This window comes from Pseudoruegeria sp. SHC-113 (assembly GCF_025376885.1).
Classification (GTDB): domain Bacteria; phylum Pseudomonadota; class Alphaproteobacteria; order Rhodobacterales; family Rhodobacteraceae; genus Pseudoruegeria.
In genome coordinates, this window is sequence record NZ_JAHUBR010000001.1 from 581,424 (window position 1) to 605,653 (window position 24,230).

At 65.4% G+C, this 24,230-nt stretch carries 28 protein-coding genes; 18 read left to right on the plus strand and 10 right to left on the minus strand.

Annotated features, from left to right (window positions below; genetic code table 11):
* The first annotated feature begins 6 nt into the window (after positions 1 to 6).
* The 8 genes from lspA (at position 7) to KVX96_RS02865 (ending at position 8,260) form a co-directional block, all read left to right on the plus strand.
* Positions 7 to 477: a signal peptidase II gene (lspA, locus tag KVX96_RS02830; RefSeq protein ID WP_261192708.1), complete on the plus strand. Its 471-nt coding sequence runs from the start codon at positions 7 to 9 to the stop codon at positions 475 to 477.
* An 80-nt stretch (positions 478 to 557) separates the two neighbouring features.
* On the plus strand, positions 558 to 1,094 hold the full coding sequence (locus tag KVX96_RS02835; RefSeq protein ID WP_261192709.1) for a DUF3035 domain-containing protein: 537 nt from the start codon (positions 558 to 560) through the stop codon (positions 1,092 to 1,094).
* A 258-nt stretch (positions 1,095 to 1,352) separates the two neighbouring features.
* The gene (locus KVX96_RS02840) at positions 1,353 to 2,702 is read left to right on the plus strand and encodes a M16 family metallopeptidase (protein WP_261192710.1); all 1,350 of its coding nucleotides are present in this window, start codon (positions 1,353 to 1,355) and stop codon (positions 2,700 to 2,702) included.
* A gap of 2 nt (positions 2,703 to 2,704) precedes the next feature.
* Positions 2,705 to 4,015 carry a M16 family metallopeptidase gene (locus KVX96_RS02845; protein ID WP_261195367.1) on the plus strand — a complete coding sequence of 437 codons (1,311 nt, stop codon included), beginning with the start codon at positions 2,705 to 2,707 and terminating at the stop codon, positions 4,013 to 4,015.
* 156 nt (positions 4,016 to 4,171) lie between these two features.
* Positions 4,172 to 6,028, plus strand: coding sequence for a DNA mismatch repair endonuclease MutL (gene mutL, locus KVX96_RS02850; RefSeq protein ID WP_261192711.1), 1,857 nt, complete (start codon positions 4,172 to 4,174; stop codon positions 6,026 to 6,028).
* A gap of 151 nt (positions 6,029 to 6,179) precedes the next feature.
* Complete coding sequence (locus KVX96_RS02855) at positions 6,180 to 7,505, plus strand: DNA recombination protein RmuC (protein ID WP_261192713.1); 1,326 nt, start codon at positions 6,180 to 6,182, stop codon at positions 7,503 to 7,505.
* A gap of 43 nt (positions 7,506 to 7,548) precedes the next feature.
* A complete protein-coding gene (locus KVX96_RS02860) occupies positions 7,549 to 7,767 on the plus strand; it encodes a GDCCVxC domain-containing (seleno)protein (protein ID WP_261192715.1) in 219 nt (72 codons plus the stop codon).
* Positions 7,768 to 7,864: 97 nt separating this feature from the next.
* A complete protein-coding gene (locus KVX96_RS02865) occupies positions 7,865 to 8,260 on the plus strand; it encodes a DUF3775 domain-containing protein (protein WP_261192717.1) in 396 nt (131 codons plus the stop codon).
* A gap of 6 nt (positions 8,261 to 8,266) precedes the next feature.
* Here KVX96_RS02865 and KVX96_RS02870 read toward each other — a convergent pair whose 3' ends face one another.
* Positions 8,267 to 9,280: a hypothetical protein gene (locus KVX96_RS02870; protein WP_261192718.1), complete on the minus strand. Its 1,014-nt coding sequence runs from the start codon at positions 9,278 to 9,280 to the stop codon at positions 8,267 to 8,269.
* A 136-nt stretch (positions 9,281 to 9,416) separates the two neighbouring features.
* On the opposite strand from KVX96_RS02870, the gene KVX96_RS02875 reads away from it, so the two are divergent.
* Together KVX96_RS02875 and KVX96_RS02880 are read left to right on the plus strand one after the other, a co-directional pair.
* Positions 9,417 to 10,067, plus strand: a complete 651-nt coding sequence (locus KVX96_RS02875; RefSeq protein ID WP_261192719.1) for a sulfotransferase family protein — start codon at positions 9,417 to 9,419, stop codon at positions 10,065 to 10,067.
* Positions 10,068 to 10,278: 211 nt separating this feature from the next.
* On the plus strand, positions 10,279 to 10,920 hold the full coding sequence (locus KVX96_RS02880) for a Hint domain-containing protein (RefSeq protein WP_261192720.1): 642 nt from the start codon (positions 10,279 to 10,281) through the stop codon (positions 10,918 to 10,920).
* Between the two features lie 125 nt (positions 10,921 to 11,045).
* Here KVX96_RS02880 and KVX96_RS02885 read toward each other — a convergent pair whose 3' ends face one another.
* From KVX96_RS02885 to KVX96_RS02900, 4 genes are all read right to left on the minus strand, one after another.
* Entirely contained in the window at positions 11,046 to 11,687 is a 642-nt protein-coding gene (locus KVX96_RS02885) for a glutathione S-transferase family protein (RefSeq protein ID WP_261192721.1), read from the minus strand.
* 20 nt (positions 11,688 to 11,707) lie between these two features.
* Positions 11,708 to 11,920: a hypothetical protein gene (locus tag KVX96_RS02890; protein WP_261192722.1), complete on the minus strand. Its 213-nt coding sequence runs from the start codon at positions 11,918 to 11,920 to the stop codon at positions 11,708 to 11,710.
* A gap of 99 nt (positions 11,921 to 12,019) precedes the next feature.
* Positions 12,020 to 12,415 carry a MerR family transcriptional regulator gene (locus tag KVX96_RS02895; RefSeq protein WP_261192723.1) on the minus strand — a complete coding sequence of 132 codons (396 nt, stop codon included), beginning with the start codon at positions 12,413 to 12,415 and terminating at the stop codon, positions 12,020 to 12,022.
* 149 nt (positions 12,416 to 12,564) lie between these two features.
* Positions 12,565 to 12,936 carry a MerR family transcriptional regulator gene (locus KVX96_RS02900; protein WP_261192724.1) on the minus strand — a complete coding sequence of 124 codons (372 nt, stop codon included), beginning with the start codon at positions 12,934 to 12,936 and terminating at the stop codon, positions 12,565 to 12,567.
* Positions 12,937 to 13,087: 151 nt separating this feature from the next.
* Here KVX96_RS02900 and KVX96_RS02905 point away from each other — a divergent pair, with 151 nt between their 5' ends.
* The 3 genes from KVX96_RS02905 to KVX96_RS02915 are packed head-to-tail and all read left to right on the plus strand — an operon-like array spanning position 13,088 to position 15,370.
* The gene (locus tag KVX96_RS02905) at positions 13,088 to 13,537 is read left to right on the plus strand and encodes a PaaI family thioesterase (protein WP_261192725.1); all 450 of its coding nucleotides are present in this window, start codon (positions 13,088 to 13,090) and stop codon (positions 13,535 to 13,537) included.
* Entirely contained in the window at positions 13,537 to 14,046 is a 510-nt protein-coding gene (locus tag KVX96_RS02910; protein WP_261192726.1) for a PaaI family thioesterase, read from the plus strand. The genes KVX96_RS02905 and KVX96_RS02910 overlap by 1 nt, the downstream gene beginning before the upstream one ends.
* On the plus strand, positions 14,039 to 15,370 hold the full coding sequence (locus KVX96_RS02915) for an MATE family efflux transporter (RefSeq protein WP_261192727.1): 1,332 nt from the start codon (positions 14,039 to 14,041) through the stop codon (positions 15,368 to 15,370). The genes KVX96_RS02910 and KVX96_RS02915 overlap by 8 nt, the downstream gene beginning before the upstream one ends.
* An 85-nt stretch (positions 15,371 to 15,455) precedes the next feature.
* Here KVX96_RS02915 and arsC read toward each other — a convergent pair whose 3' ends face one another.
* From arsC to KVX96_RS02930, 3 genes are read right to left on the minus strand one after another with little or no spacing between them, the layout of a single operon-like run.
* Positions 15,456 to 15,800 (minus strand): arsenate reductase (glutaredoxin), encoded by a 345-nt coding sequence (arsC, locus tag KVX96_RS02920; RefSeq protein ID WP_261192728.1) that lies wholly within the window; start codon positions 15,798 to 15,800, stop codon positions 15,456 to 15,458.
* Positions 15,797 to 16,855, minus strand: a complete 1,059-nt coding sequence (locus KVX96_RS02925; protein ID WP_261192729.1) for a quinone-dependent dihydroorotate dehydrogenase — start codon at positions 16,853 to 16,855, stop codon at positions 15,797 to 15,799. The genes arsC and KVX96_RS02925 overlap by 4 nt, the downstream gene beginning before the upstream one ends.
* The gene (locus tag KVX96_RS02930; protein ID WP_261192731.1) at positions 16,852 to 17,190 is read right to left on the minus strand and encodes a DUF952 domain-containing protein; all 339 of its coding nucleotides are present in this window, start codon (positions 17,188 to 17,190) and stop codon (positions 16,852 to 16,854) included. Before KVX96_RS02930 ends, KVX96_RS02925 begins: the two co-directional genes overlap by 4 nt.
* A 151-nt stretch (positions 17,191 to 17,341) precedes the next feature.
* On the opposite strand from KVX96_RS02930, the gene KVX96_RS02935 reads away from it, so the two are divergent.
* The 4 genes from KVX96_RS02935 (at position 17,342) to KVX96_RS02950 (ending at position 22,092) form a co-directional block, all read left to right on the plus strand.
* Positions 17,342 to 18,922, plus strand: coding sequence for a bifunctional metallophosphatase/5'-nucleotidase (locus tag KVX96_RS02935; RefSeq protein WP_261192732.1), 1,581 nt, complete (start codon positions 17,342 to 17,344; stop codon positions 18,920 to 18,922).
* A gap of 207 nt (positions 18,923 to 19,129) precedes the next feature.
* Positions 19,130 to 19,435, plus strand: a complete 306-nt coding sequence (locus tag KVX96_RS02940; RefSeq protein WP_261192733.1) for a DUF1992 domain-containing protein — start codon at positions 19,130 to 19,132, stop codon at positions 19,433 to 19,435.
* Positions 19,436 to 19,441: 6 nt separating this feature from the next.
* A complete protein-coding gene (locus KVX96_RS02945; protein ID WP_261192734.1) occupies positions 19,442 to 20,110 on the plus strand; it encodes an SOS response-associated peptidase in 669 nt (222 codons plus the stop codon).
* Between the two features lie 53 nt (positions 20,111 to 20,163).
* Positions 20,164 to 22,092 (plus strand): acyl CoA:acetate/3-ketoacid CoA transferase, encoded by a 1,929-nt coding sequence (locus tag KVX96_RS02950; RefSeq protein WP_261192735.1) that lies wholly within the window; start codon positions 20,164 to 20,166, stop codon positions 22,090 to 22,092.
* 72 nt (positions 22,093 to 22,164) lie between these two features.
* Here KVX96_RS02950 and KVX96_RS02955 read toward each other — a convergent pair whose 3' ends face one another.
* Both KVX96_RS02955 and KVX96_RS02960 read right to left on the minus strand, forming a co-directional pair.
* Positions 22,165 to 22,695, minus strand: coding sequence for a YcnI family protein (locus KVX96_RS02955; protein ID WP_261192736.1), 531 nt, complete (start codon positions 22,693 to 22,695; stop codon positions 22,165 to 22,167).
* 552 nt (positions 22,696 to 23,247) lie between these two features.
* Positions 23,248 to 23,724: a DUF393 domain-containing protein gene (locus KVX96_RS02960; protein ID WP_314733085.1), complete on the minus strand. Its 477-nt coding sequence runs from the start codon at positions 23,722 to 23,724 to the stop codon at positions 23,248 to 23,250.
* A 34-nt stretch (positions 23,725 to 23,758) separates the two neighbouring features.
* Between KVX96_RS02960 and KVX96_RS02965 the strand changes: the two genes are divergently transcribed.
* Positions 23,759 to 24,223 carry a GNAT family N-acetyltransferase gene (locus KVX96_RS02965; RefSeq protein ID WP_261192737.1) on the plus strand — a complete coding sequence of 155 codons (465 nt, stop codon included), beginning with the start codon at positions 23,759 to 23,761 and terminating at the stop codon, positions 24,221 to 24,223.
* Positions 24,224 to 24,230 lie beyond the last annotated feature (7 nt).

The following is a 24,230-nucleotide window of genomic DNA, read 5'->3' on the forward strand; positions in this document are numbered from 1 at the left end:
CCCGCGATGCGCCTGCTCTGGATCACTGCCGCCCTTATCTTCGTGCTCGATCAGGTCACGAAATACTGGGTGGTGCAGGCGCTCGATCTGAAAACCGTGGGCAGCATCGATGTGCTGCCCCCGTTCCTCAACCTGCGCATGGCGTGGAACGAGGGCATCAACTTCGGCCTTTTCGCGGGCCAGTCCGACACGACCCGCTGGATCCTGATCGCCATCGCCTTCCTGATCACGGGCTGGGTTCTGTGGTGGATCCGCAAGGAAGGCACGCGGCCCATGGCTTTCATCAGTGCGGGCGTGCTGATCGGCGGCGCGATGGGCAATGTGATCGACCGGTTCATCTACGGCGCGGTGGCGGATTTTCTCAACATGTCCTGCTGCGGCTTCACCAACCCCTATGCGTTCAACGTCGCCGATATCGCGATCTTCGCAGGCGCCTTGGGGCTGATCTTTTTCACCGGCGAGTCAAAGCCCGCGTGACGGGGCGGCGATCTTGGGTTAAACAGCCTGGCAAGCGGGCCGGAAATGCAAGGCCGAACAGGACGGGCAAGGAGTAGAGAATGCGCAGAACGGTTGGAGCCATTTCGGTTGCCCTCGCCGCGCTCACGCTGCTGTCGGCCTGTGGCGGCAGCGATCACAAGCTCATGAACATCCGCTCCGAGGACGGCACGCCGGATGAGTTCGGCATCCTGCCGACGAAGCCTCTGGAAACCCCGGAAAACTACGCAAGCCTGCCGGTGCCGACGCCCGGCGCGGGCAACCGCGTGGACCCGACGCCCAAATCCGATGCCGTGGCCGCCCTTGGCGGCAAGCCGTCGGCGCTGGCCGAAGGGCAGGGCATCGCCCGCTCCGATGGCGGCCTCGTGAATTACGCCAGCCGCTACGGCGTGACGCCGGGCATCCGTCAGGTGCTTGCGCAGGAAGATGCCGAGTACCGCAAGGGCAAAGGCCCGCTGCTGTTTGAACGCTGGGCGGGCAAGAACGTCTATTTCGAGGCCTATGAGGATCAGGCCCTGAACCAGAGCGCCGAGTTGCAGCGCTTCCGTAGGGCCGGCGTCAAGACGCCTTCGGCTCCGCCGGAGCTGAAGCAGGACTAAAGTACTGCGAACACAAGCATTTTGCCCTGAACACTGCAGTCCGTGCTCTCTGGATTTAGGCAACGGTAGCGCCGTCCCGAGGGGTGGCGCAAACGCGCCGCCCCGTGGGGGCGGGACGGCGCGGCCCAACAGTGCCTGTTGGGCGGATCCCGATACCGAGCAGACAGCCAATTCATTCCGCCTCACATCCCCGTAACCACGTCTTGAAGCCGCCCCGCTTGCGCGTAGGTTAGGGGAAAGCTGAAAACGGAGGCCTTGATGCGCCGAATCCTTTCCGCCTGCGTGCTGTTCCTCGGCACATGGGCCGCGCCGCTCTTCGCGGACGAGAATGTCACCACCTTCACCCTCGACAATGGCATGGACGTGCTGGTGCTCGAAGATCACCGCGCCCCGGTCGCTGTGCAGATGGTCTGGTACCGCGCGGGCGCGGCCGATGAGCCGCCGGGCACCTCGGGTATCGCCCATTTCCTCGAACACCTGCTGTTCAAGGGCACCGACAAGCTGGAAGCGGGCGAGTTCTCCCGCATCGTGGCCGCCAATGGTGGCACCGACAACGCCTTCACCAGCTGGGATTACACCGCCTATTTCCAGCGCATCGCCGCCGACCGCCTTGAGCTGATGATGGAGATGGAAAGCAACCGGATGCGCAATATCCGCCTCACCGAGGAGGACATCCTCACCGAACGGCAGGTGATCCTTGAAGAGCGCAACCAGCGCACCGACAGCGAACCCGGCGCGCTCTTCGGCGAGCAGCGCCGCGCCGCGCAGTACCTCAACCACCCCTACGGCATCCCGATCATCGGCTGGCGTCACGAGATGGAGACGCTCGACATGGAGGACGCGCTCACCTTCTACGAGCGCTTCTATGCCCCCAACAATGCGATTCTGATCGTCGCCGGGGACGTGGACCCGGAGGAGGTCCGCCGCCTCGCCGAAACCTATTACGGCCCCATCGCGCCGACCGAAGGCCTGCCCGAGCGCGCCCGCCCGCAGGAGCCGCCACAACTCTCCGAGCGCCGCCTCACCTTCAGCGACCCGCGTGTCTCCCAGCCCTATGTGACCCGCAGCTACCTCGCGCCGCAGCGCAAGGCGGGCGATCAGCAGGAAGCCGCCGCGCTCACCCTGCTGGCCAGCCTGTTGGGCGGCAATTCCACCACCTCCGTGCTGGCCCGGAAGCTACAGTTCGAAGAGCAAACCGCGCTTTACACGGCGGCCTTCTACGACGGCGGCACGCTGGATGATGCGAGCTTCGGCCTTGTGATCGTGCCGCAGGAAGGTGTCTCGCTACAGGAGGCCGAAGAGGCGCTGGACGGCGCGATTGAGGCGTTCATTGAGGAAGGCGTGGACCCGGCTCAATTTGAGCGGATCAAGACGCAGATCAAGGCGTCTGAAATCTACGCCCGCGACGATGTGCAGTCCGCTGCCCGCCGCTACGGTATGGCGCTCACCACCGGGCTCACCGTGGAAGACGTGCAGGCCTGGCCCGACGTGCTGATGGCTGTCACCGAGGAAGATGTGATCGATGCCGCGAAGGCGGTGTTTGATAAGCGCAGGGCCGTCACCGGCTGGCTGATGCGCGAAGAAGCGGCGGAGGAGGTCACCCAATGATGATGCGCATGGTTCTGGCCGCGACAGCGGCGCTTGTTCTGGCGCTGCCCGCCCGCGCGGCGGTGGAAATCCAGGAAGTGACCAGCGAAGGCGGCTTCACCGCCTGGCTGGTGGAAGAGCACAGCAACCCTTTCGTCAGCCTTGAGCTGCGCTTCGAAGGCGGGGCGAACCTTGATCCGGAAGGCAAGCGCGGGGCGGTGAACCTGATGACGGGCCTTCTGGAGGAAGGGGCGGGCGATCTGGACGCGCGCGGCTTTGCCGAGGCGCGCGAGGCGCTGGCGTCGAGCTACGGCTTTGACGTTTACGACGACACGCTCACGGTGTCCGCCCAGTTCCTGACGGAAAACCGGGACGAGGCCGTGGCGCTGCTGCGCAAGGCGCTGGTGGAAACCCGCTTCGATCAGGAGGCGCTGGACCGCGTGCGCGCGCAGGTCGTGAGCATCATCCAGAGCGACGAGAAGGATCCCAATTCCATCGCAGCAAGCACCTTCGATGCCCTGGCCTTTGGCGATCACCCCTATGCCACGTCGCGTGACGGCACGCTGGAGAGCATCGCCGCGCTGACCCGCGAGGACATGTTTGAAGCGCGCGACCGCGTGATCGCGAAGGACCGCGTCTTCGTGGGCGCGGTGGGTGATATCACGCCCGAAGAGCTATCGGCCTTGATGGATGCATTGCTGTCGGACCTTCCCGAAACCGGTGCGCCGCAGGTTGGCGAAGCGGAGTTTGCGCTAGAAGGCGGTGTCACCGTTGTGCCCTTCCCGACGCCGCAATCGGTGGTGATCTTCGGCCACGAAGGCATCAAGCGCGACGATGAGGATTTCTTCGCCGCTTTCGTGATGAACCAGATCCTCGGGGCCGGGGGCTTTTCTTCGCGATTGATGGAGGAGGTGCGGGAGAAGCGCGGGCTGACCTACGGCATCTCCACCTTCCTCGTGCCGATGGACCACGCCGAAACCGTGCAGGGGCAGGTGGCCTCGGGCAATGAAGCCGTGGCCGAAGCCATCGAGGTGATCCGTGCGGAGTGGCGACGGATGGCCGAAGAGGGCGTGAGTGAGGAGGAATTGGACAACGCCAAGACCTATCTCACCGGCGCTTATCCGCTGCGGTTCGACGGTAATGGCACCATCGCAAACATCATCGTTGGGATGCAGACGCAAGGCCTGCCGATCGACTACATCGCGACCCGCAACGACAAGGTCGAGGCGGTGACGCAGGCGGATGTGGCCCGTGTCGCCAAACGCCTGCTGGACGCCGATGCGCTGCATTTCGTGGTGGTGGGCGAGCCGGAGGGGCTTGAGACGACGAATTGACCTTCTTTGCCCGGCGGCACGCCGGGCAGCGCCGTCCCGCCCCCATGGGGCGGCGCTTCACGCCACCCCGCGGGACGGCGCTGCCCTCATTCAACTTGAAAACCCTTACTTATGCCCACTGGCAGAATCGCGCCTTCACATGCTACTTCTTGTAGTATGAACTCCTTCACCCCCCACATAAGCGCCAAGAAGCGGCCCGAGATCCGCCAGCTCGATGAAACCGCGATCAACCGGATCGCGGCGGGCGAAGTGGTGGAGCGTCCGGCCTCCGCCGTGAAGGAACTGGTGGAAAACGCGCTCGATGCCGGTGCGCGCCGAATCGAGGTGGCCTTTGCCGATGGCGGCAAGACCCTGATCCGCGTCACCGACGATGGCCACGGCATGGCGCCGGATGATCTGCCGCTCGCGCTCTCCCGCCACGCCACCTCCAAGATCGACGGCTCCGACCTGCTGGACATCCACTCCTTTGGCTTCCGGGGCGAGGCGCTGCCCTCGCTCGGCGCTGTGGGCAGGCTCACAATCACCACCCGCGCCAAAGGCGAGGAGGCCGCGGTGATCCGCGTGGCCGGTGGGCGACTTGAGCCGGTGAAACCGGCGGCGCTCTCGCAAGGCACAGTGGTGGAGCTGAAGGATCTCTTCTACGCCACGCCCGCGCGGCTGAAGTTCATGCGCACCGACCGCGCCGAGGCGCAGGCCATCGGCGACGTGGTGAAGCGGCTCGCCATGGCGGAGCCTTTCGTCGGCTTCACCCTGCGCGATGTCTCCGGCGGCGGCGAGGGGCGAACGGTATTCCGGACCGAGCCCGAGAACGGTGATCTGTTCGATGCTCTGCACAATCGTCTGCGCCGCATCCTCGGCGCGGAGTTCGCCGAGAACGCCCTGCGCATCGAGGCCGAGCGCGATGGCATCGCGCTCACCGGCTACGCCGCCCTGCCGACCTATTCGCGCGGTTCTGCCGTGGCGCAGTATCTCTTCGTCAACGGCCGCCCGGTGAAGGACAAGATGCTCTACGGCGCGCTCCGGGCCGCCTATTTCGACTTCCTCAGCCGCGACCGCCACCCGGCGGCGGTGCTCTTCCTGACCTGCGATCCGCATCTGGTGGATGTGAACGTGCACCCGGCGAAATCCGAGGTGCGCTTCCGCGATCCCGGCATCCCCCGCGGGCTTCTGGTGTCGGGCCTGCGCCACGCGCTGGCGACGGCAGGCCATCGCGCCTCCACCACTGTGGCCGGGGCCACGCTGGGCGCTTTCCGCCCCGAAACACCCGCCGCGCCGCGTGTCTACCAGATGGACCGCCCCTCGCAGGCGGCCCGTTCCTTAAGTTACTTCGCGCAGGCCCCCGCCCCGATGCCGGGCTTCTCCGAAAGCTTCGCGTCCCCCTCGGCCCGCGTGGAAGAGGTGATCGAGCCCGCCCCTGAAAGCGATCCCGCTGCCCTGCCGCTGGGGGCCGCCCGCGCGCAGGTGCATGAGAATTACATCATCGCGCAAACAGGCGATGGCATGGTGATCGTCGATCAGCACGCGGCCCATGAGCGGCTTGTGTACGAGAAGCTGAAGAAGCAGATGGCGGAGAACGGCGTTGCCGCGCAGGCGCTGCTGATCCCGGAGATCGTGGAGCTTTCCGAGCATGACCGCGCCGCGCTGCTGGAGCACACAGAGGAATTGGCGCGTTTCGGCCTCACCATAGAGCCCTTCGGCGGCAATGCCGTGGCCGTACGCGAAACGCCTGCGCTTCTGGGCGAGGTGAATGCCGAAGCCATGCTGCGCGACATTCTGGATGAGCTTGATGACCTTGGCGAAAGCCTCACCCTGCAGGCGCGCATCGAGGCGATCCTGTCGCGCGTGGCCTGCCACGGCTCCATCCGCTCCGGCCGCCGGATGCGCGCGGAAGAGATGAACGCGCTCTTGCGCGAGATGGAAGCCACACCCCATTCCGGCCAGTGCAACCATGGCCGCCCCACCTACGTGGAGCTGAAGCTCGCCGATATCGAGCGGCTGTTTGGCCGGACATGAGGCGGCGCGTCGATTAAGCCTTCGCCCGGCGGCACGCCGGGCAGCCCCCGGCCGCCCCCCCCCCCGGGCGGGGGCTTCACCCCCACCTGGCGGCCTGTGGCTGCCCTCTCCGCGTCTAGCGCATCTGTCCAAAGTCAAAAGACCAAACCCCATGATTCAACTCGGCGACACCACCCTCTCCCTCTCTGATCCGCTCCTGCTCGGCGTGGGGCTCGCCGCGCTGATCGTGCTGGGCCTGCTCATCGCTTCGGTGCGCGCAGCGGGGCGCTCGGCGCGGCTGATGGAGCCGCTGGCCCGGCAAATGGGCCACATGGGCCAGCGCGTGGAGCAGCTTTCGCAAGGCCAGTCCAACCTCGCCGGCAGCCTCTCGAGCGTGTCGCAGAACCAGCAGGTGAGCCAGGCGCAGCTGATGAACCTGATGGAGCAGCGCCTTGGCGAGGTGCAGCTCAACGTCAACGAAAACCTCGCCCGTGTGCAGCGCAGCACCGGCGAGAACCTCGCCACGGTGCAACTCCAGATGCAGGAGAGCCTGACCCAGAGCCAGCTGCAGATGAAGGAGAACCTCGCCAATATCCAGCTCGCCACCTCCCGCAGCCTCGCCGAGGTGCAGGAGAAGATGAACGCCTCCCTGCAGGGCTCGGCCAAGGCCACCGCCACCTCGCTCACCGCGCTGCAGGAGCGTCTGCAAACCATCGACAAGGCGCAGGAGAACATCGAGAAACTCTCCGGCAACGTACTGAGCCTGCAGGACATCCTCTCCAACAAGCAGACGCGCGGGGCCTTCGGGGAGATCCAGTTGACCGACATCGTCTCTAAGGCGCTCCCGAAGGACAGTTTCGGCCTGCAGGTGACGCTCTCCAACGGCAAACGGGCCGACTGCCTGATCCACCTGCCCAACCCGCCGGGCCCCATCGTGATCGACAGCAAGTTTCCGCTGGAGGCCTACGAGGCCCTGCGCCGCGCCGAGACCCCGGCGCAGGTGCAGGAGGCCGCAAGGATGCTGCGCACCTCGGTGAAGAAACACATCAAGGACATCAGCGAGAAATACATCATCGAAGGCGAAACCGCTGATGGCGCGCTGATGTTCCTGCCGAGCGAGGCCGTCTACGCCGAGCTGCATGCGAACTTCCCCGAGTTGGTGCGAGAAGGCTTCGCGGCGCGCGTCTGGATCGTGTCGCCCACCACCTGCATGGCCACGCTCAACACCATGCGCGCGGTGCTCAAGGATGCCCGGATGCGCCAGCAGGCCAGCCACATCCGCAAGGAGCTGAACCTCCTGCACGCCGATGTGGACCGCCTCGGCACCCGCGTCGAAAACCTCGACCGCCACTTCGGTCAGGCCGCCAAGGACATCTCCGAGATCAAGATCAGCGCCGAGAAAGCCGGCCGCCGCGCCGCACGGCTGGACAATTTCGATTTCGAGGAGCTGCAGGCGGAGGAGGCTGTTTCAAACGTTGTGATCGGGCCGGGCGCGTAGCCGGGGATGAAAACCGGGGCCGGATCCTGTAGCATCCTAGGTGATGCCAGATTCCGCCCCGATCCTTGAGAGCGTTCTCACATGCCCTGCCTGCGGCCACCGCACAGGAAACGTCATGCCGACGGACTGCTGCCAATGGTTCTACGAATGCCCCACTTGCAAGGTGTTGCTGAAGCCCAAGCCGGGCGACTGCTGCGTGTACTGCTCTTACGGATCGGTGCCTTGTCCGCCCGTCCAGTCAGGCGATGGCTGCTGCGGCTGACCTGTGTCACGGCTTGATCCGGATCATGGTGCGCCGCTATCCTGCCTGTACAAAACGGACAAAGCGCTCCCGAGGCCTTGTACAGATTGGACAGAATATGCCCCTTCAGATTGCCCCCGAAAAAGTCGCCCAGGTGATCGTGCGGGCGCGCGAGTTTGACTCCAAGGTTGCCCGCTGGGACGGCCCCGGCGACTCGCGCGACAGTGACTCGATCCTTGAAAGCCGCAGCGGCGATGCCACCGAGGCCGAGCTGCGGGAATTCATCCGGGGCCTCAACGAGGACGAGCAGGCGAGCCTTGTGGCCGTCATGTGGATCGGGCGTGACAGTTTCGATGCCAGCGAGCTGGAGGAGGCCATCGCCACCGCGCGGGCCGAGGCCACGGGGCCGACAGACGATTACCTGCTGGGCGTGCCGCTGCTGTCGGACTTCCTCGAAGACGGGCTGGACGCGCTGGGGATCAGCGTGGAAGACGCCGAGCAGGGCATTCTGTAGCCGGCGTTACTCGCCGCAGATCGCCTGCAGGCTGATCCATTGCCCGTCGGTCAGAACGGGCTTTGTGTCCTGACCGCGCATCGGATCGGCCTCGATCAGGGGCAGGGTCGTTTCACCGGAAATATCCACCGCGTAGGCATAGGGCGTGCTGGAGATGCCGCGCGCGGCGAAACGGGCCAGCAGGGCCTCTGTGGGCACCGGATCGGGTTCGGCGATCAGCAGCGTTTCGGCAAATGCATCCAGCACCTCGGGCGCGATGTCGCCGGTTGTCATCAGGTGCAGCGTGGCGCGCAGGCCGGCGGCTTCCAGAAGCTCCTCCATCGTATCCTGCGCGGCGCGGCGCTCGGCCTCGGCCAGCAGGTAGCCCGCCGTCACCGCCGGATCCTCCGGATCCTCCACCAGCGCACGGTTCATCACGATATAGCCGCCGGGCAGATGCACCGTGTTGCGCACACCGCCGGGCAGCACCACGAGCTTGTCATTCGGCCCTAACACGTTTTCGCGCAGCCGGTTCAGCGCCTTGACGCCATAGGTGCCATCGCAGGGCGCGCCCGAGAGCCGCACGAGCCGGTTCAGGAGCTTCTCGCCCACATCCGCGCGCTTGGCGGCGGGCACGATGGTGCCTGCGTAGCGCGTCAGCGCGTCGGGCAGCCAGAAGACGCTCAGCAGCAGGATGGCCAGCGAGAGGCCGCCGATGATCATGCCCCTCAGGCGGCCCGGATGCGGGCGGCTGCGCGCGATGGCCTGCCGCACCTGCCCGATGGCCTCGATCATATCGGCGTCTTCGATCTCCAGCGTTTCGCTGCCCTCGGCATCAGGCGCGTAGAGCGCGGGGCGTTCGCCAGGATTGAGCCGCTCGATGGCCGCAAGGGACCAATGCGTCAGGGGCTGATCGGCGGCGTTGGAGAGCACGAGCGTCGCGTTGCCGAAGGAAACAACCACATCCCGCCGCTGGGCATCGGCGCCGGGTTTCCAGATCCCAGTGGTTTCCAGCCTCTGATATTTGGTGAGGGCCGTCATATGTTGGGTGGTGCCTGCGACTGCTTGTTGTTGGGCGCAGGATAGACGCAACATCTGCGCTTCACAATCCGCCAATCCCGCCAGAGCGCTGCGGATGGCTCTTCCGGGGCGCGTGCGGCTGCTTTACGGTGGCCGCATGATCCTCTCCCGCGGCCGAGGGCTGCTCTTCATCCACATCCCGAAAACCGGGGGCACCTCGCTGGCGTTGGCGCTGGAGGCGCGGGCGATGAAGGACGATATCCTCGTGGGCGACACGCCCAAGGCGGTGAACCGGCGCAAGCGGCAGAAGGGGCTTTCCACCAAGGGGCGGCTCTGGAAGCACTCCACGCTGGCCGATCTGGACGGGCTCATCACCGCCGAGGAGATCGACGCGCTGTTCATCTGCACGCTGGTGCGCAACCCGTGGGACAGGGCGGTGAGCTATTACCACTGGTTGCAGACGCAGAGCTTTGACCACCCCGCCGTGGGGCTGGCGAAATCCCTTGAGTTCAGCCCGTTCCTGAACCACCCGCAGACCCGCGCTTCGCTGCTGCAAACGCCCTATGGCCACTACGTGACGGATGCACGCGGGCGGGAATGTTGCTCCAAATTCATCCGTCTGGAACATCTGGACGAGGATCTTCTGGCGCTCGAAGCCCATCTGGGCTTTTCCCTGCGCCCGCTTCCCTCGGAGAACGCTTCGAGGCGTGGGCGCGACTACCGGGCCTATTATTCCGAAGCCGATGCCGCCCTCGTGGCCCGGCTCTGCGCGGTGGATATTGGACGATTCGGATATGTTTTCACGTAGCGTCACTTGACGGGAACTCACCCGTGAGTTGTGGGTGCGATTGGCGACAATCCCGCCCCTACAGGCGTTTTTACTCCAGAACCGGGCATAATGCCCTTTTTTTGCCAGAGATGGGCCGAAGTTCCGTCCCGACAATCAGGCTTGATGGTTAACGAGGGATGACTGCACCTCCCGATCAAAGGCTACGCACATGTTTGGATTTAAGAAACTGATGAAAAGGACTCCCCTCGGGCGGTCCGACAGTTCCGAAGCCGCCGGTGAACTGGGCACTGCACCTGCCCGCACCGCTGGCCTCGTGAGTGGAACGAAAGTCGCCAGCACGCTCGGCTGGCGCCCCGTCGAGGCAATCGACGTGGGGGACAAGGTACTCACTTTTGACGGCGGCATGCAGCCGGTCGTCCGCGTGGAGCGCGAAACGCTCTGGAAGGGAACGGCGGCCTGCCCGAAAGAGCAGTGGCCGCTGCGCGTGCCCACCGGCGCGCTGGGCAATCAGGATCCGATGTTCCTGCTGCCCGATCAGAACGTGCTGATCGAATCCGACACCGCCGAGGAAGTTCTGGGCGATCCCTTCGCCTTGATCCCGGCGTTGGCGCTGGAAGGGGTGTCGGGCATCCGCCGCATCCGCCCGCACCGGGTGTTGGAAGTGATCACGCTGCACTTCGAAACCGACCAGATCGTTTTCGCCAACATCGGGGCCTTGTTCCATTGCCCCGCCGCCGCGCAAAGCGATCTGCTGACAGCGGAAGGTGAGAACCGCTACGAGCCGCTGCCGCTGACGCAGGCCTGCCTGCTGTCGGATTTCATCGAGCGCGAAGCCGAGGATTTCCGTACTCAGAACGCCCGCCCGATCTAAGAGGGCTCACCGCACGTTTTTCAGGCCCGCGCCCCTCGTGCGGGCCTTTGGCGAGTGCCCGTCGAGCGGATTTTCAGCGCCCGGACCCGGAAAAACCAGGGCCGGGCGTTTTGCATGGCCTGTGCTCAGGCGCGGTCGCCCGGATTGCCGGGCATCAGATCATAGGGTGCCTTCCAGCCCGGCAGGCTGGAGATGTTGGTCAGCCAGCGGTCGATATTGGGCCAATCCGCGCGGTTGAAGCTGAATTCTTCCGGGTAGTAAAGATAGCTGCAGCAGGTGAAATCCGCGATGGTGGGCTTGTCGGCCACGATCCAGTCGCGGCCCTCAAGATGGGCCTCCAGCACCGTGAGCGCGCCTTTCAGGCGGCCCTGAAGAAAGCCGATGACTTCGGCGGGGCGTTTGTCCTCCGGCAGGAAGTTCATCAGGAAGCGCGTCACCCCGGCCTGGCTCGACATCTTGTGGTTGTCCCAGAGGATCCAGCGCAGGATCTCGCGGCGTTCTTCCGGCGTTGCACCGCCGAATTTGCCGGTTTTCTCCACGAGGTAATCCTGAATCACGCCGGATTGCGTCAGGGTGATGCCGGCCTCTTCATCGATCAGAACCGGGGCCTCGCCCATTTCGTTCAGGCCCTTGTAGCCTTCACTGCGGGCCTCGCCGTTGAAGAAATCCACGAACACGGGCTCCCAGTCGAGGCCCGTGAGTTCAAGTGTCAGCGCAGCCTTGTAGGAATGGCCGCTCTCGCCGAAGCAATGCAGTTTCAGTGTCATTTTGGAAAAGTGCCTTTTCGTCAGCTCTTGCGGGAGGCCAGCTCGGCCTGAAACAGGCGCAGCCGGTGGGGCAGCGTTTCCTCGTCGGTCACGCTGTTGAAATTCTCAAGCAGGAAGACGAGCGCTTCGTCCTGGCTCAGCCCGGCTTCGGCCGAGAAGCGGCGCAGGGTGCGATAGGCGGTTTCGGTCAGGGCGACCGGAAAGCGGCGGGTGAGCCGCAGGCGCTTCGGCATGGTTCTTCCCGTTGATCGTTCACCTGCACACTAAAGCCGATGCGCAGGAGAAACGACAGGGGAAAACACGCCGAAGCGGGGCCAAGCAAGTCCGGGCGCTTAGCCGGCGGATTTGGCGTCTTCCTTGGCGAGCTGCGCTTCGCCCCATTCGAGGCGGGCTTTCAGATCGCCGATGGCGGCGGTCAGCTCGTCGCGCTGGGCTTCCATATCCGCAAGGCGGCGGTAGCCCACTTCCATCGTGCGCCGGATCTGCACGTGCTGCGAGTCCGCCACGTTGTAGAGCTCCAGCAGCTGCCGGATCTCTTCAAGGCTGAAGCCAAAGCGCTTGCCGCGCAGGATCAGCTTGAGGCGGGCGCGGTCCGTCTTGTTGTAGAGGCGGCGCTGGCCTTCGCGGTAAGGGGCGAGAAGCTCCTTGGATTCGTAGAAACGCAGCGCGCGCGCCGTCACGCCGAATTCATCGCACATTTCGCGGATGGTCATGAAATCGTCGGTCACGCGGTTGTCTCCCCAATCGTGTGTTTCGGTGGTTTCCCCGAAGTCGTGCACCTTGACGCAAAGGGCAAGATGCCTGCGCCGCCGGTTGCGCGATTACGCCACGTCACTGGGGCGTGACGCTTCGTGCCGAACCCGGCGAAGCCGATGGTTCAGCCGCCAGCCTGCTTGGCAACATCGTCGCGCAGGGCCTGCAACTCGCCTATCGTGGCATCGAGTTGCGCCTTCTGCTCGGCCAGTTCCGCAAGCTGCCTGTCGGCCAGTTCGATCCAGGCCTCCATCTGAGCCCCGGTGCCTTTCTCCTCGTAAATCAGGAGCCATTGGCGGATTTCTTCGAGGCTGAACCCAAAGCGCCGCCCTCGCAGGATCAGCGTCATCCGGGCCACCTCGCGGGGGGTGTAAAACCGGCTTCGTCCCTCTTTTTCCGGGCGCAGAAGCTCGATGTACTCGTAATACCTCAGGGTGCGCGGGGTTACGTCGAACTTCGCGCACATCTCTTTGAAGGAAAGGCGTGTTTCGGTCATAGGCACCATGTCTCCCTGACGCCAACGTAATGGCTTCGCGGCGCGGGTGCAATCGGCAAGGCGCGCCGGATCGGCGGGGCATTTGAGGCTTGCGGCGGTTTTCCGCAGGGCCAATAAATGGGTGGACGTGACGGGAAGGGAAAGGCAGCCGATGGCCTCTGACAGCACAAAACCAAGCCGGGCCGAGATCGCCTCGCAGTTCATCAACGCCATTCCCCATTCGCGCGCGCTGGGAATGGTGATGAAGGATGTTGAGCCCGGCATCGTGCGCATCACCATGCCCTATGATTCCCGCCTTGTGGGCGATCCGCGCACCGGTGTGATGCATGGCGGGGCCGTGTCGGCGCTGATGGACACCTGCTGCGGCGCGGCCGTGATCAGCCACCCGAAAGCGCCGATCACCACGGCCACGCTGGACCTGCGGATCGATTATTTCCGCCCCGCAACGCCGGGGGAAACCCTCCTGTGCGAGGCCCATTGCCACCTGATGACCCGCAGCGCCGCCTTCGTGCGCGCGACCGCATGGGACGCCGACACCTCGCGCCCGGTGGCCGCGGCCAACGGCGTGTTCACGCTCTCCAACGTGAAGGGGAAGAATTGATGAGCCGCAAGCCCGTAGAGCCGCTTCACGTGATCAAGCAGCGCCGCGAGGCCGCGCTGAAGGCGTTGGTGAATGCCATTCCCTATATCGAGTTTCTGGGCGTGGAGTTCGACCGCCACGGCGACGAGCTGACCGGCATCATGCGCTACAGCGATCACCTGATCGGCAACCCGGTTCTGCCCGCGCTGCACGGCGGCGCGACGGCGGCCTTCATGGAAACCGTGGCGGTGATCGAGCTGTCGTGGCGTTTTTTCTGGGAAGACATCGAAAGCGGCGAGATCGACGCATCGGCCCTGACGCCCGAAACCATGCCGCGTCTGCCCAAGACGATCGATTTCTCCATCGATTACCTGCGTTCAGGCCTGCCGCGCGATGCCTATGCGCGCGCCCGGATCAACCGCTTCGGGCGGCGCTATGCCTCCGTTCACGTCGAGGCGTGGCAGGATCACCGCGAGAAGCTCTTTGCGCAGGCCACGGGCCATTTCCTGATGCCCGCGCGGGATGAGTGAGGCAACCGGCAGCCCCAAGGCACCGCTGACCCACCGCCGGGTGCTGCAGATCGCGGTGCCCATCGTGCTGTCCAACGCCACGGTGCCGATCCTTGGCGCGGTCGATACCGGCGTGGTGGGCCAGATCGGCGAGGCCGCGCCCATCGGGGCTGTGGGCATCGGCGCGGTGATCCTTGGCGCGATCTACTGGATCTTCGGCTTCCTGCGCATGGGCACCACGGGGCTGGCCAGTCAGGCTCTGGGGGCCGAGGACAGGCCGGAATACGTGGCGCTCCTGATGCGCGCGTTGCTGATTGGCCTGAGCGCCGGCGTGGTGATGATCTTAGGTCAGGCGCTGCTGTTTGCGGGCGCGTTCCGCGTGGCCCCGGCCTCCGCCGAGGTGGAGGCCTTGGCGCGGGACTATATGGCGATCCGAATCTGGTCCGCCCCGGCCACCATCGCGCTTTACGGTATCACCGGCTGGCTGATCGCAGCGGAGCGTACACGGGCGGTGCTGCTGATCCAGCTCTGGATGAACGGGGTGAACATCGGGCTCGATCTTTGGTTCGTGCTTGGGCTGGGCTGGGGCGTGCAGGGCGTGGCCTTCGCCACGTTTCTGGCGGAATGGAGCGGGCTGGCGCTGGGGCTCTTGTGCTGCCGGGAGGCTTTCGCGGGCCGCGCGTGGAGGGCGTGGGCGCGGATTTTCGATGCCGCCCGCCTGCGCCACATGGCGAGTGTCAACGGCGACATCCTTGTCCGCTCGGTGCTGCTTCAGGCGATCTTTGTCTCGTTCCTCTTCTTCGGAGCCGATCTGGGCGACGTGCCGCTGGCGGCGAACCAGATCCTGCTGCAGTTCCTGCACATCACGGCCTATGCGCTCGATGGCTTTGCCTTCGCCGCCGAGGCGCTGGTAGGGCAGGCGATGGGGGCGAAGGCTGCGCCCCGTCTGCGCCGCGCGGCGGTGATGACGAGCCAGTGGGGGCTGGCCTGCGTGCTGCTGCTCTCGGCCTGTTTCGCGCTCTTTGGCGGGGCGATCATCGACGTGATGACAACCGCGCCCGAGGTGCGCACGGAGGCGCGGATCTACCTTGGCTACATGGTCGCCGCGCCGCTGGTGGGGCTGGCCTGCTGGATGCTGGACGGCATCTTCATCGGCGCGACCCGCACGCGGGACATGCGCAACATGATGATCGTGAGCGCGGTGATTTATTTCGCATCGGTCGCCCTGTTTTTGCCGACACTGGGCAACCACGGGCTCTGGGCCGCGCTGCTGATTTCCTTCCTTGCCCGCGGGCTGACACTGGGCCTGCGCTATCCGGCGCTGGAGGCGGCGGCCAGAAATTGAACGCCTGTTTCGCCAGAAACAGGCACGCGTCCGCCCGCCCCAAGGCGGGCGCGTTCCGCGCCCACCCAGGCGAACGCTCACCGCTTTAGAAGAGCGTCAGCACTTGCTCTGGCGGCCGCCCGATCGCAGCCTTTTCACCGACCACAACGATAGGCCGCTCTAGCAGCACTGGATTGGCCAGAAGCGCTGCGCGCAGATCTGCCTCGGCGCTCTCCGCATTCAGGCCGGCCTCTTTGAAGGCCGCATCCTTCACGCGCATCATCGCGGAGAGCGGCAGGCCAAGGGCGGCCTGCAGAGCGTCCACCTCCGCAGCGCTCGGGCCGTCTTTCAGGTAGAGCCGTACCTCCGGCGCATGGCCGGCCTCTTCCAGCAAGGCCAAGGTCTGGCGGGATTTGCTGCAGCGCGGGTTATGCCAGATGACAACGCTCACAGCCACGCCTCCCGGCCGGTGCCCACGGCCTCGGCCACCGTGGCAAAGCCATCGCGCGCAAGGCAGGCGTCAAGCCCGCGCGCCACCTCGGCCACCAGCCCGAGCCCCTTGTAAACCATCGCCGAATAGATCTGCACCGCAGAGGCCCCGGCGCGGATCTTCTGATAGGCGGCCTCGGCGCTGTCGATCCCGCCAACGCCAATGAGCGGCACCGCGCCGCCGGTCTCCGCCGACAGCCGCGCCAGCACGCGGGTGGATTTCTCAAACAGCGGCTTGCCGGAAAGCCCCCCGGCCTCGTCCTTGTGAGCGCTCGTCAGCCCGTCGCGCGACAGCGTTGTGTTCGTCGCGATCACCGCATCCACGCGGCATTCGGCGGCCACGGCGGCGACATCGGCGATCTCGGCCTCGCTCAGATCCGGCGCGATCTTGAGGAACACCGGGATCGGACGCGCCAAGGCGTCCCGCGTCTCCATCACGCCTGTGAGCAGCGCGGTGAGCGCCGCCTTGCCTTGCAGATCGCGCAGCTTCTCGGTGTTGGGGGAGGAGACGTTGACGGTGGCGAAATCCAGATGCGCGGCGCAATGGGCCAGCACTTGGCTGTAGTCCGCCGCGCGATCCGCGCTGTCCTTGTTGGCGCCGAGGTTCAGGCCCAGCACCATGTCTTTCGGGCGCACGGCAAGGCGACTGCCTATCGCCTCCATGCCCTCGTTGTTGAAGCCGAAGCGGTTGATCACGGCCTCATCTTCGGTGAGGCGGAAGAGGCGCGGCTTTGGATTGCCGGGCTGCGGGCGGGGCGTGGCCGCGCCCACCTCGACAAAGCCGAACCCGGCGCGCGCCAGCGGGCTAAGCGCCTCGGCGTTCTTGTCATAGCCCGCCGCCAGCCCCACCGGGTTCGCCAGATCGAGCCCGGCGAGCCGGGTGCGCAGGCGCTCGGAGGTCACCACGCCGGGCAGGGGCGCGAAGCCGCTGTTGAGCGCCTTGATGGACAGCCCGTGGGCCTTTTCGGGATCCAGCCGGTGCAGGCCCGCAAGGGCGAGTGTCTCGATCAGCTTCATGCCATGCCTTCCGGGAACTGGTGCACGCCATCCACGAGGGGCAGCGGTTTGTGCCAGAGCACATCTTCGATGCGCAAGCTGCGGTAAAGATGCGGAAACAGCGCGCCGCCGCGCGAGGGCTCCCATTTCAACGCTGCGCCAAGGCTCTCGGACTCCAGCGCCAGCAGCCAGAGGCCACTTTCGCTGGCGAAATGCTTCGCGGCGGTTTCGGCGGCCTGCGCGGCGGTGGAGAAATGCACAAAGCCATCGGCCAGATCGACAGGCGCGCCGAGGGTTTGCCCGGCGGCCTCGAAAGCCTCCCATTCGGAGGTGCGGAAGATCTTGTAAATCAGCATGCCCGCCACATGCCCAAGGAACGGGCATCCGTCAAGCGGGGCGGGAAAATGGCGCGAAATTCCCCGCCGGAAAGCGTCACATAGTTTTGACAGGTTGGATGATACGCGTCAGTCTGACCAGATGGACAAAAATAAACAGGGAGTCACCCAAATGCTGTCCCGCATGCTTCTTACTTCCGCCGCCGCGCTCGGCCTTTCCGCCGGGATGGCGGCTGCGGATTATTCGCTGACCATTCTGCACACCAACGATTTCCACGCCCGCTTCGAGCCGATCTCCAAATACGACTCGGGCTGCTCCGAGGAAGACAACACCGCAGGTGAATGCTTCGGCGGCTCCGCCCGCCTCGTGACGGCGGTCGCGGACGCGCGCGCGCGGTCCAACAACTCCATCCTCGTGGACGGGGGCGATCAGTTCCAGGGCACGCTCTATTACACCTACTACAAGGGCAAGGTTGCCGCCGAGATGATGAACAAGCTCGGCTATGACGCAATGACGGTGGGCAACCACGAATTCGACGACGGCCCCGAAGTGCTGCGCGGCTTCATGGACGCGGTGGAATTCCCGGTGCTGATGTCCAACGCCGATATATCGGGCGAACCGGCGCTGGCCGATACGCTGATGAAATCCACGGTGATCGAGCAGGGCGGCGAGAAGATCGGCCTGATCGGCCTCACCCCGCAGAACACCGATGAGCTGGCCAGCCCCGGCAAGAACATCACCTTCTCCGATCCGGTCCCGGCCGTTCAGGCCGAGGTGGACAAGCTGACGGCGGAGGGTGTGAACAAGATCATCGTGCTGAGCCACTCCGGCTACGGTGTCGATCAACGCGTGGCCGCCGAAACCACCGGCGTGGACGTGATCGTGGGCGGCCACTCCAACACGCTCCTGTCCAACACCAATGATCGTGCGGCGGGCCCTTACCCGACGATGGTGAACGGCGTGGCCATCGTGCAGGCCTATGCCTACGGCAAATTCCTTGGCGAGCTGAACGTGACCTTCGATGACGACGGCAACCTGACCGAAGCCGTGGGCGAGCCGCTGGTGATGGACGGCGCTGTTGCGGAAGATGCTGTCACCAAGGCGCGCATCGTTGAGCTGGGCGCACCGCTTGAGGAGATCCGCCAGAAGGTCGTCGGCGCAGCCGGGGCCGCCATCGAAGGCAACCGCGATGTCTGCCGCGCGATGGAATGCGCCATGGGCAATCTGGTGGCCGACGCCATGCTGGAGCGCGTGAAGGATCAGGGCGTGCAGATCGCTTTTGCGAACTCGGGCGGCCTGCGTGCCTCCATCGACGAAGGCGATGTGACGATGGGCGAAGTGCTCACGGTGCTGCCGTTCCAGAACACGCTGTCGACGTTTCAGATCAAGGGTGCGGGCCTTTTGGCCGCGCTTGAGAACGGCGTAAGCCAGGTGGAAGAGGGCGCAGGCCGCTTCCCGCAGGTTTCGGGCATGAAGTTCACCTGGGATCCGGCCGGTGTGGCGAGCGAAAGCCGCATCACCGAGGTGATGGTGGCCGATGGCGACGGCTTCGTGCCGCTCGATCCCGAAGCGACCTACGCCGTGGTGACCAACAACTACGTGCGCAACGGCGGCGACGGCTACAAGATGTTCTCCTCCGATGGCATGAACGCTTACGACTACGGTCCCGATCTGGCCGATGTCGTGGCCGAGTACCTGACGGGCAAGGGCCCCTACGCGCCCTACACCGACGGGCGCATCGCGCAGAAGTAATCGGGCCTTTTGGCTGGAAGGGAAGGGCGCTCCATCGGGGCGCCCATTTCTTTTATACAACAAGCGGTGAGCGTCCGTCCGGGTGGGCGCGGAACGCGCCCGCCATGGGGCGGGCGGACGCGTGCCTGTTTCTGGCGAAACAGGCGAAGTGATCGGCAACTTCGCTCCGGGCTTCTGCTGCCAGCTCAAACCCGCTACCCTCCTCCCATGGACCACCCGCTGATCGACCTCATCAACCAGAAGATCGCCGCCGCCGAAGCCGAAGGGGCGTTTGACAATCTTAAGGGCGCGGGCAAGCCGCTGCCCAGATGCGACGATCCCGAGAACGCGCTGCTGAACCGTCTGGTGAAGGAGGCTGGCGGCGTGCCGGAGTTCGTCTCGCTCTCCCGCGAGCTGGCCCGCCTGCGCGAAGAGCTGCGCGACACGGGCGATCGCACAAAGCGGCAGGCGATCCTCAAGGATATGTCCATGGTGGAAGCGAAGATCGACATCGCCCGCAAGGCGGGGCGCTAGCACGCCATGTGCGGCCGTTTCGCGATCACCCTACCCACGGACGCCATGGCGCAGCTCTTTGACGCCGCGCCCGCCAATGCGCTGCCAGAGGTGCCGAATTACAACGTCTGCCCGACGACGCAGATCCATGTGATCACGGGCCGTGAGGGCGAACGCCGCCGCCTCGGCGCGATGCGCTGGGGCTTCCTGCCCTCATGGTACAAAAGCCCCACCGACGGCCCGCTGCTGATCAACGCGCGGGCGGAAACCATCGCCGAGAAACCTGCCTTCCGCGCCGCCTGCCGAGAGCGCCGCTGCCTGATCCCCTGCTCAGGCTTCTATGAATGGACGAAGGACGAAAGCGGCGCGCGGCTGCCGTGGTACATCCAGCGCGCCGATGGAGCGCCGCTTGTCTTTGCGGCGATCTGGCAGGATTGGGGCCAGGGCGAGGATCGCGCACCCACCTGCGCCATGGTCACCACCGGTGCGAACGACGCAATGGGGCGCATCCACCACCGGATGCCGGTGATCCTTGAAGAGGCCGATTGGGGCCTCTGGCTCGGCGAAGAAGGCAAGGGCGCGGCGCGGCTGATGCGGGCGGCAGGCGAAGAAGTACTGCGGTTCCACCGGGTCGACCCGAAGGTGAACTCCAACCGCGCCTCCGGCGCAGGGCTGATCGCACCGATCCCCGCTTGATTGCGCCCGCCTGCCCCGGCACTCTGCAGGGTAAGGGGCTTGGGAGGGCTTTCATGAAAGACAAGATCGTCACGGCCGAGGCCGCCGCCGCGCTGATCCACGACGGCGACACGATCACCACATCCGGGTTCGTCGGTATCGGCGTGCCGGATCTTCTGCTGAAAGCCGTGGCCGAGCGCTTTGAAGGCACCGGCGCGCCGCGCGATCTGACGCTGGTCTTCGCGGCCGGGCAGGGCGATGGCAAGGCGCGGGGGCTGAACCGGCTGGGGCAGGACGGGCTGCTCAAACGCGTCGTGGGTGGCCACTGGGGCCTGATCCCGCGCGTCGGCGCTCTGGCGATCGACGGGCGTATCGAGGCCTACAACCTGCCGCAGGGCGTGATCAGCCAGATGTTTCGCGACATTGCCGCTGGCAAGGCGGGCACGGTGAGCCATGTGGGGCTCGGCACCTTCGTGGACCCACGCGTGGAGGGCGGAAAAATCAACGCCGCCACCACCGAGGATCTGGTGGAGCTTGTGCAGCTTGGCGGCCGTGAGCAGCTCTTCTACCACGGCTTCCCGATCCATGTGGCCCTACTGCGCGGCACCACGGCCGATCCTTTCGGCAATGTCTCGATGGAGCGCGAGGCGCTGGTGATCGACAATCTTTCCCAAGCCATGGCGGTGAAGAACTCCGGCGGGCTCGTGATCGTGCAGGTGGAGCGCATCGCCGCGCGCGGCGGGCTTAGCCCGCGCGACGTGGTGATCCCCGGCGCGCTTGTGGATGCCGTCGTCGTTTCGGACGCCGAGCACCACATGCAGACCTACGCCACCGCCTATTCGCATCTCTTCGCAGGACAGTTCCGGGCACCGGAAGGCACAAAGGCGAAAACCCCGCTGGACGCGCGCAAGATCATCGCCCGCCGCGCGGCTTTCGAGCTGCCCGTGAACGGCGTGGTAAACCTCGGGATCGGCATGCCCGAAGGCGTGGCCGCTGTGGCCGGGGAGGAGGGGATGCTCGCCCATGTCACTCTCACGGCAGAGCCCGGCGTGGTGGGCGGGCAACCGGCCTCGGGGCTGGATTTCGGTGCGGCGATCAACACCGATGCGATCATCCCGCAATCCCAGCAGTTTGATTTCTACGACGGCGGCGGGCTGGATCTGGCGGTGCTCGGCATGGCGGAAGTGGACGGCAACGGCCATGTGAACGTCTCGCGCTTCGGCACACGGCTGGCCGGGGCCGGGGGCTTCATCAACATCTCCCAGAACGCGCGGCGGGTGGTGTTCACCGGCACGTTCACTGCAGGCGGGCTCGACATCGCGCTGGAAGGGCGACGGCTGCGGATCCTGCAGGAGGGCCGCGCGCAGAAGTTCCTCGACCACGTGCAGCAGATCACCTTCTCGGGCGAGGGCGCGCGCGCCAAGCGCCAGCCGGTGCTCTACGTGACGGAGCGCTGCGTGTTTGAGCTGCGCAGCGAGGGCGTCGTGCTCACCGAGGTCGCGCCGGGGATCGATATCGCGCGCGACATCCTTCCCCACATGGGGTTTGCGCCCATCATTGGCGATGTGATCGAGATGGACGCCCGCATCTTCGCCGATGAGCCGATGGAACTGGCCCGCGACCTGCTGCATCTGGACATGGCCGACCGCATCGCGCTGGGCGATGGCGGCAGGCATCTGTTCATCAACTTCGAGAAACTCCGCCTGCGCTCGCAGGAAGAGGTGGCGCAGATCCGGGCGCGGGTGGAGGAGGTCTGCATGCCGCTAAACCGCCGGGTGGATGTGATCGCTAATTACGACGGGGCACGGATCGACGAGGATGTGGAGGCCGATTTCGCGGCGATGGTGAAGGAGATGGAGGATCGCTTCTACGGTACCGTCACCCGCTATTCCTCCTCGGCCTTCATGCGCATGAAACTGGGCGAAACCTTCCGCCGGGATACGGCCCCCCATGTGTTTGAAACGGCGGCGCAGGCAAAGGACTTTCTGACCCGGCGCGGCTGACTTGCGTGACTGCAGAACGGCAACAAGCCCGATCCGGGGACCGGGCTTGCGCGGGGCGCAAAGCGCCTTGGCTCAGTGGGTGTGGGCGGCGGGCGCGGTGATCAGAAGCCCCGGTGCAGGGGATTTCAGATCGTGGCGCGACTGGCCCTCCGCCGGGATCTCGACCCAAGCGTTCTCGCCGGTGGTGCATTCCTGAACCGTGGCGAAATAGAGCGTGGTGTCGGGCGCGAGCGAGCCGTCCAGCTTGGCGCGGAAGACGAATTCGTCGTAGTGGGCATCTTCGAGGGTGCCGGTCCAGACGATCTCTTTCACCCCTTCGGTGATGGTGCGGCCGTGGGAGTCGTAGGTGTTGGCGTAGGGTCCGGAGACGGTTTCAAGGCTCCAGCCGGCTTTCGGCATCGGTTTGACCGAGATCACGCCTTCCGGGATCGAGATGCGGACGGTCTGCGTGGCGGCACCATCGCAGCCATGGCCAATGCGCATGACGGCCTTGTAGTAGCTGCCGCTGGCGGCTTCCTGCTGTTCCAGCGTTGCATGGGCGAAAGCGCCCGTGGCGAGAGAGGCCGCTGCCGCGGCGATGAGGGCGAAACGGATGGGGTTCATTTTTTTGACCTTTCACATGAGGGGGTGCGCCGGATCTGCCCGGCGCGCGGATGTCATGTGAAACGGGGTGGCGCGCGGGCCCGGTGCCGCTCGTAGGGGGCGCGGCGCACGACATGGTCCGGCGGCGGCATCTCTGCGCGCCGACCGATGGAGTGCCGGACCAGGCATGTGGGCAACAGCGGTGTGGCCGCGGCCTGTGCCAGCGTGCAACTGGGGCACGTTCCGGAATGGGCCTCTTCGCCGCCGCAGATATCGGCGGGGGAAAAGGCGGATAGAGCGAAATCGGGGCCTGTGGCGATCGGGCGGGCAGCGTGGAGGCTGGTGAGCAGGGCAAAGCAGAGCGCCGCCGCCAGAAGGGCGATTGGCCAAGCTCTCCATTTTCCTGTGCTGCGCGGCATTTACCTATTCTTTTCATGCGGTTCGCCCGGCAGCGGCAGGGCCGATGCGGGTGATCTATCCCGGGCCCAGAGATGACGCAAGGGGTGTTGGCCTTCTTTGATGCGGCGCAAATTCACGGAAGGTTTGCAGGCTCCGCCTTTCAGGCGAAGGGGATCAGCGGCGCGCCTGCCGACGCAGATGCCAGCGGTAGATGATCGGGGCGAGGATGTAATCGTAGCCGAAGCAGGAGATCTGGAAGATGCCGGGCAGGGCCACGAGCTTGGCAAGCCAGCGATAGCGGGGCATTTCGCGCCAGAGGATCAGGAAGGCCGGGATGCCTGCGGTGACTTTGCCATCTTTGAGCACATGCAGGCGGCGGGCGGCCTGATCGGCGGTGATACCGAAGGCGGCGAACTCATCGCGGTTGAGATCCTTGAAGGTGAGCGGCAGGGCTTCCTTGCGGGCATAATCCGCGTAGTGGCTGATCTCGAAATTGCACACGGGGCAATCGGCGTTGTAGAGGATCTCGGTTTGCTCGGGCATGGCTTTGCGCTCCTTCACGATGAAACGATAGAGCAGGGGCGTTGGCAGAAAAGGCGGCAGTTTGGCGCGGGTTTTGGGTGCGGCGTGGTTGGCGATCCTGTAGATCACTTGGAAGGGCGCGAGCGGCAGAAAGGACAAGCCAATGGCGGAGCCAGAGATCAAACCGACCGTTGCGGCCGATATCACGGCCTTGCAGGGGGTGCTTGACCAGACGGGGCTTTTCCCCAGCGAGATGCTGCCTGAAATGCTGGCACCGGCGCTGGCTGGGGAAGGCGAAGCGTTCTGGCTCACCTGCCATATGGGCGGCGCGGCCGTGGGCCTGTGCTACACGGTGCCGGAAGCCATGGCGGAGGGCACGTGGAACATGCTTGCGCTCGCGGTGCGGCCGGATCTTCAGGGGCAGCGGCTTGGCGCTAAGCTGGTGGCGGCGGCAGAGGCGCGGCTGCGACAGGCGGGCCAGCGGATTTTGATCGTGGATACGTCAGGCACCCAAGACTTCGACGCGGCGCGGCGGTTTTATCTGGCCAACGGCTATGAAGAAGAGGCCCGGATTCGCGATTTCTGGGCCCCCGGCGATGACAAAGTGACCTTTCGAAAGGCCCTGTGAGGCATCG

Coding starts and splice junctions, on each gene's coding strand:
- lspA (WP_261192708.1), top strand. CDS start 7: ATGCGCCTGCTCTGGATCACTGCCGCCCTTATCTTCGTGCTCGATCAG.
- KVX96_RS02835 (WP_261192709.1), top strand. CDS start 558: ATGCGCAGAACGGTTGGAGCCATTTCGGTTGCCCTCGCCGCGCTCACG.
- KVX96_RS02840 (WP_261192710.1), top strand. CDS start 1,353: ATGCGCCGAATCCTTTCCGCCTGCGTGCTGTTCCTCGGCACATGGGCC.
- KVX96_RS02845 (WP_261195367.1), top strand. CDS start 2,705: ATGCGCATGGTTCTGGCCGCGACAGCGGCGCTTGTTCTGGCGCTGCCC.
- mutL (WP_261192711.1), top strand. CDS start 4,172: ATGAACTCCTTCACCCCCCACATAAGCGCCAAGAAGCGGCCCGAGATC.
- KVX96_RS02855 (WP_261192713.1), top strand. CDS start 6,180: ATGATTCAACTCGGCGACACCACCCTCTCCCTCTCTGATCCGCTCCTG.
- KVX96_RS02860 (WP_261192715.1), top strand. CDS start 7,549: ATGCCAGATTCCGCCCCGATCCTTGAGAGCGTTCTCACATGCCCTGCC.
- KVX96_RS02865 (WP_261192717.1), top strand. CDS start 7,865: ATGCCCCTTCAGATTGCCCCCGAAAAAGTCGCCCAGGTGATCGTGCGG.
- KVX96_RS02870 (WP_261192718.1), bottom strand. CDS start 9,280: ATGACGGCCCTCACCAAATATCAGAGGCTGGAAACCACTGGGATCTGG.
- KVX96_RS02875 (WP_261192719.1), top strand. CDS start 9,417: ATGATCCTCTCCCGCGGCCGAGGGCTGCTCTTCATCCACATCCCGAAA.
- KVX96_RS02880 (WP_261192720.1), top strand. CDS start 10,279: ATGAAAAGGACTCCCCTCGGGCGGTCCGACAGTTCCGAAGCCGCCGGT.
- KVX96_RS02885 (WP_261192721.1), bottom strand. CDS start 11,687: ATGACACTGAAACTGCATTGCTTCGGCGAGAGCGGCCATTCCTACAAG.
- KVX96_RS02890 (WP_261192722.1), bottom strand. CDS start 11,920: ATGCCGAAGCGCCTGCGGCTCACCCGCCGCTTTCCGGTCGCCCTGACC.
- KVX96_RS02900 (WP_261192724.1), bottom strand. CDS start 12,936: ATGACCGAAACACGCCTTTCCTTCAAAGAGATGTGCGCGAAGTTCGAC.
- KVX96_RS02905 (WP_261192725.1), top strand. CDS start 13,088: ATGGCCTCTGACAGCACAAAACCAAGCCGGGCCGAGATCGCCTCGCAG.
- KVX96_RS02910 (WP_261192726.1), top strand. CDS start 13,537: ATGAGCCGCAAGCCCGTAGAGCCGCTTCACGTGATCAAGCAGCGCCGC.
- KVX96_RS02915 (WP_261192727.1), top strand. CDS start 14,039: ATGAGTGAGGCAACCGGCAGCCCCAAGGCACCGCTGACCCACCGCCGG.
- KVX96_RS02925 (WP_261192729.1), bottom strand. CDS start 16,855: ATGAAGCTGATCGAGACACTCGCCCTTGCGGGCCTGCACCGGCTGGAT.
- KVX96_RS02930 (WP_261192731.1), bottom strand. CDS start 17,190: ATGCTGATTTACAAGATCTTCCGCACCTCCGAATGGGAGGCTTTCGAG.
- KVX96_RS02935 (WP_261192732.1), top strand. CDS start 17,342: ATGCTGTCCCGCATGCTTCTTACTTCCGCCGCCGCGCTCGGCCTTTCC.
- KVX96_RS02940 (WP_261192733.1), top strand. CDS start 19,130: ATGGACCACCCGCTGATCGACCTCATCAACCAGAAGATCGCCGCCGCC.
- KVX96_RS02945 (WP_261192734.1), top strand. CDS start 19,442: ATGTGCGGCCGTTTCGCGATCACCCTACCCACGGACGCCATGGCGCAG.
- KVX96_RS02950 (WP_261192735.1), top strand. CDS start 20,164: ATGAAAGACAAGATCGTCACGGCCGAGGCCGCCGCCGCGCTGATCCAC.
- KVX96_RS02955 (WP_261192736.1), bottom strand. CDS start 22,695: ATGAACCCCATCCGTTTCGCCCTCATCGCCGCGGCAGCGGCCTCTCTC.
- KVX96_RS02965 (WP_261192737.1), top strand. CDS start 23,759: ATGGCGGAGCCAGAGATCAAACCGACCGTTGCGGCCGATATCACGGCC.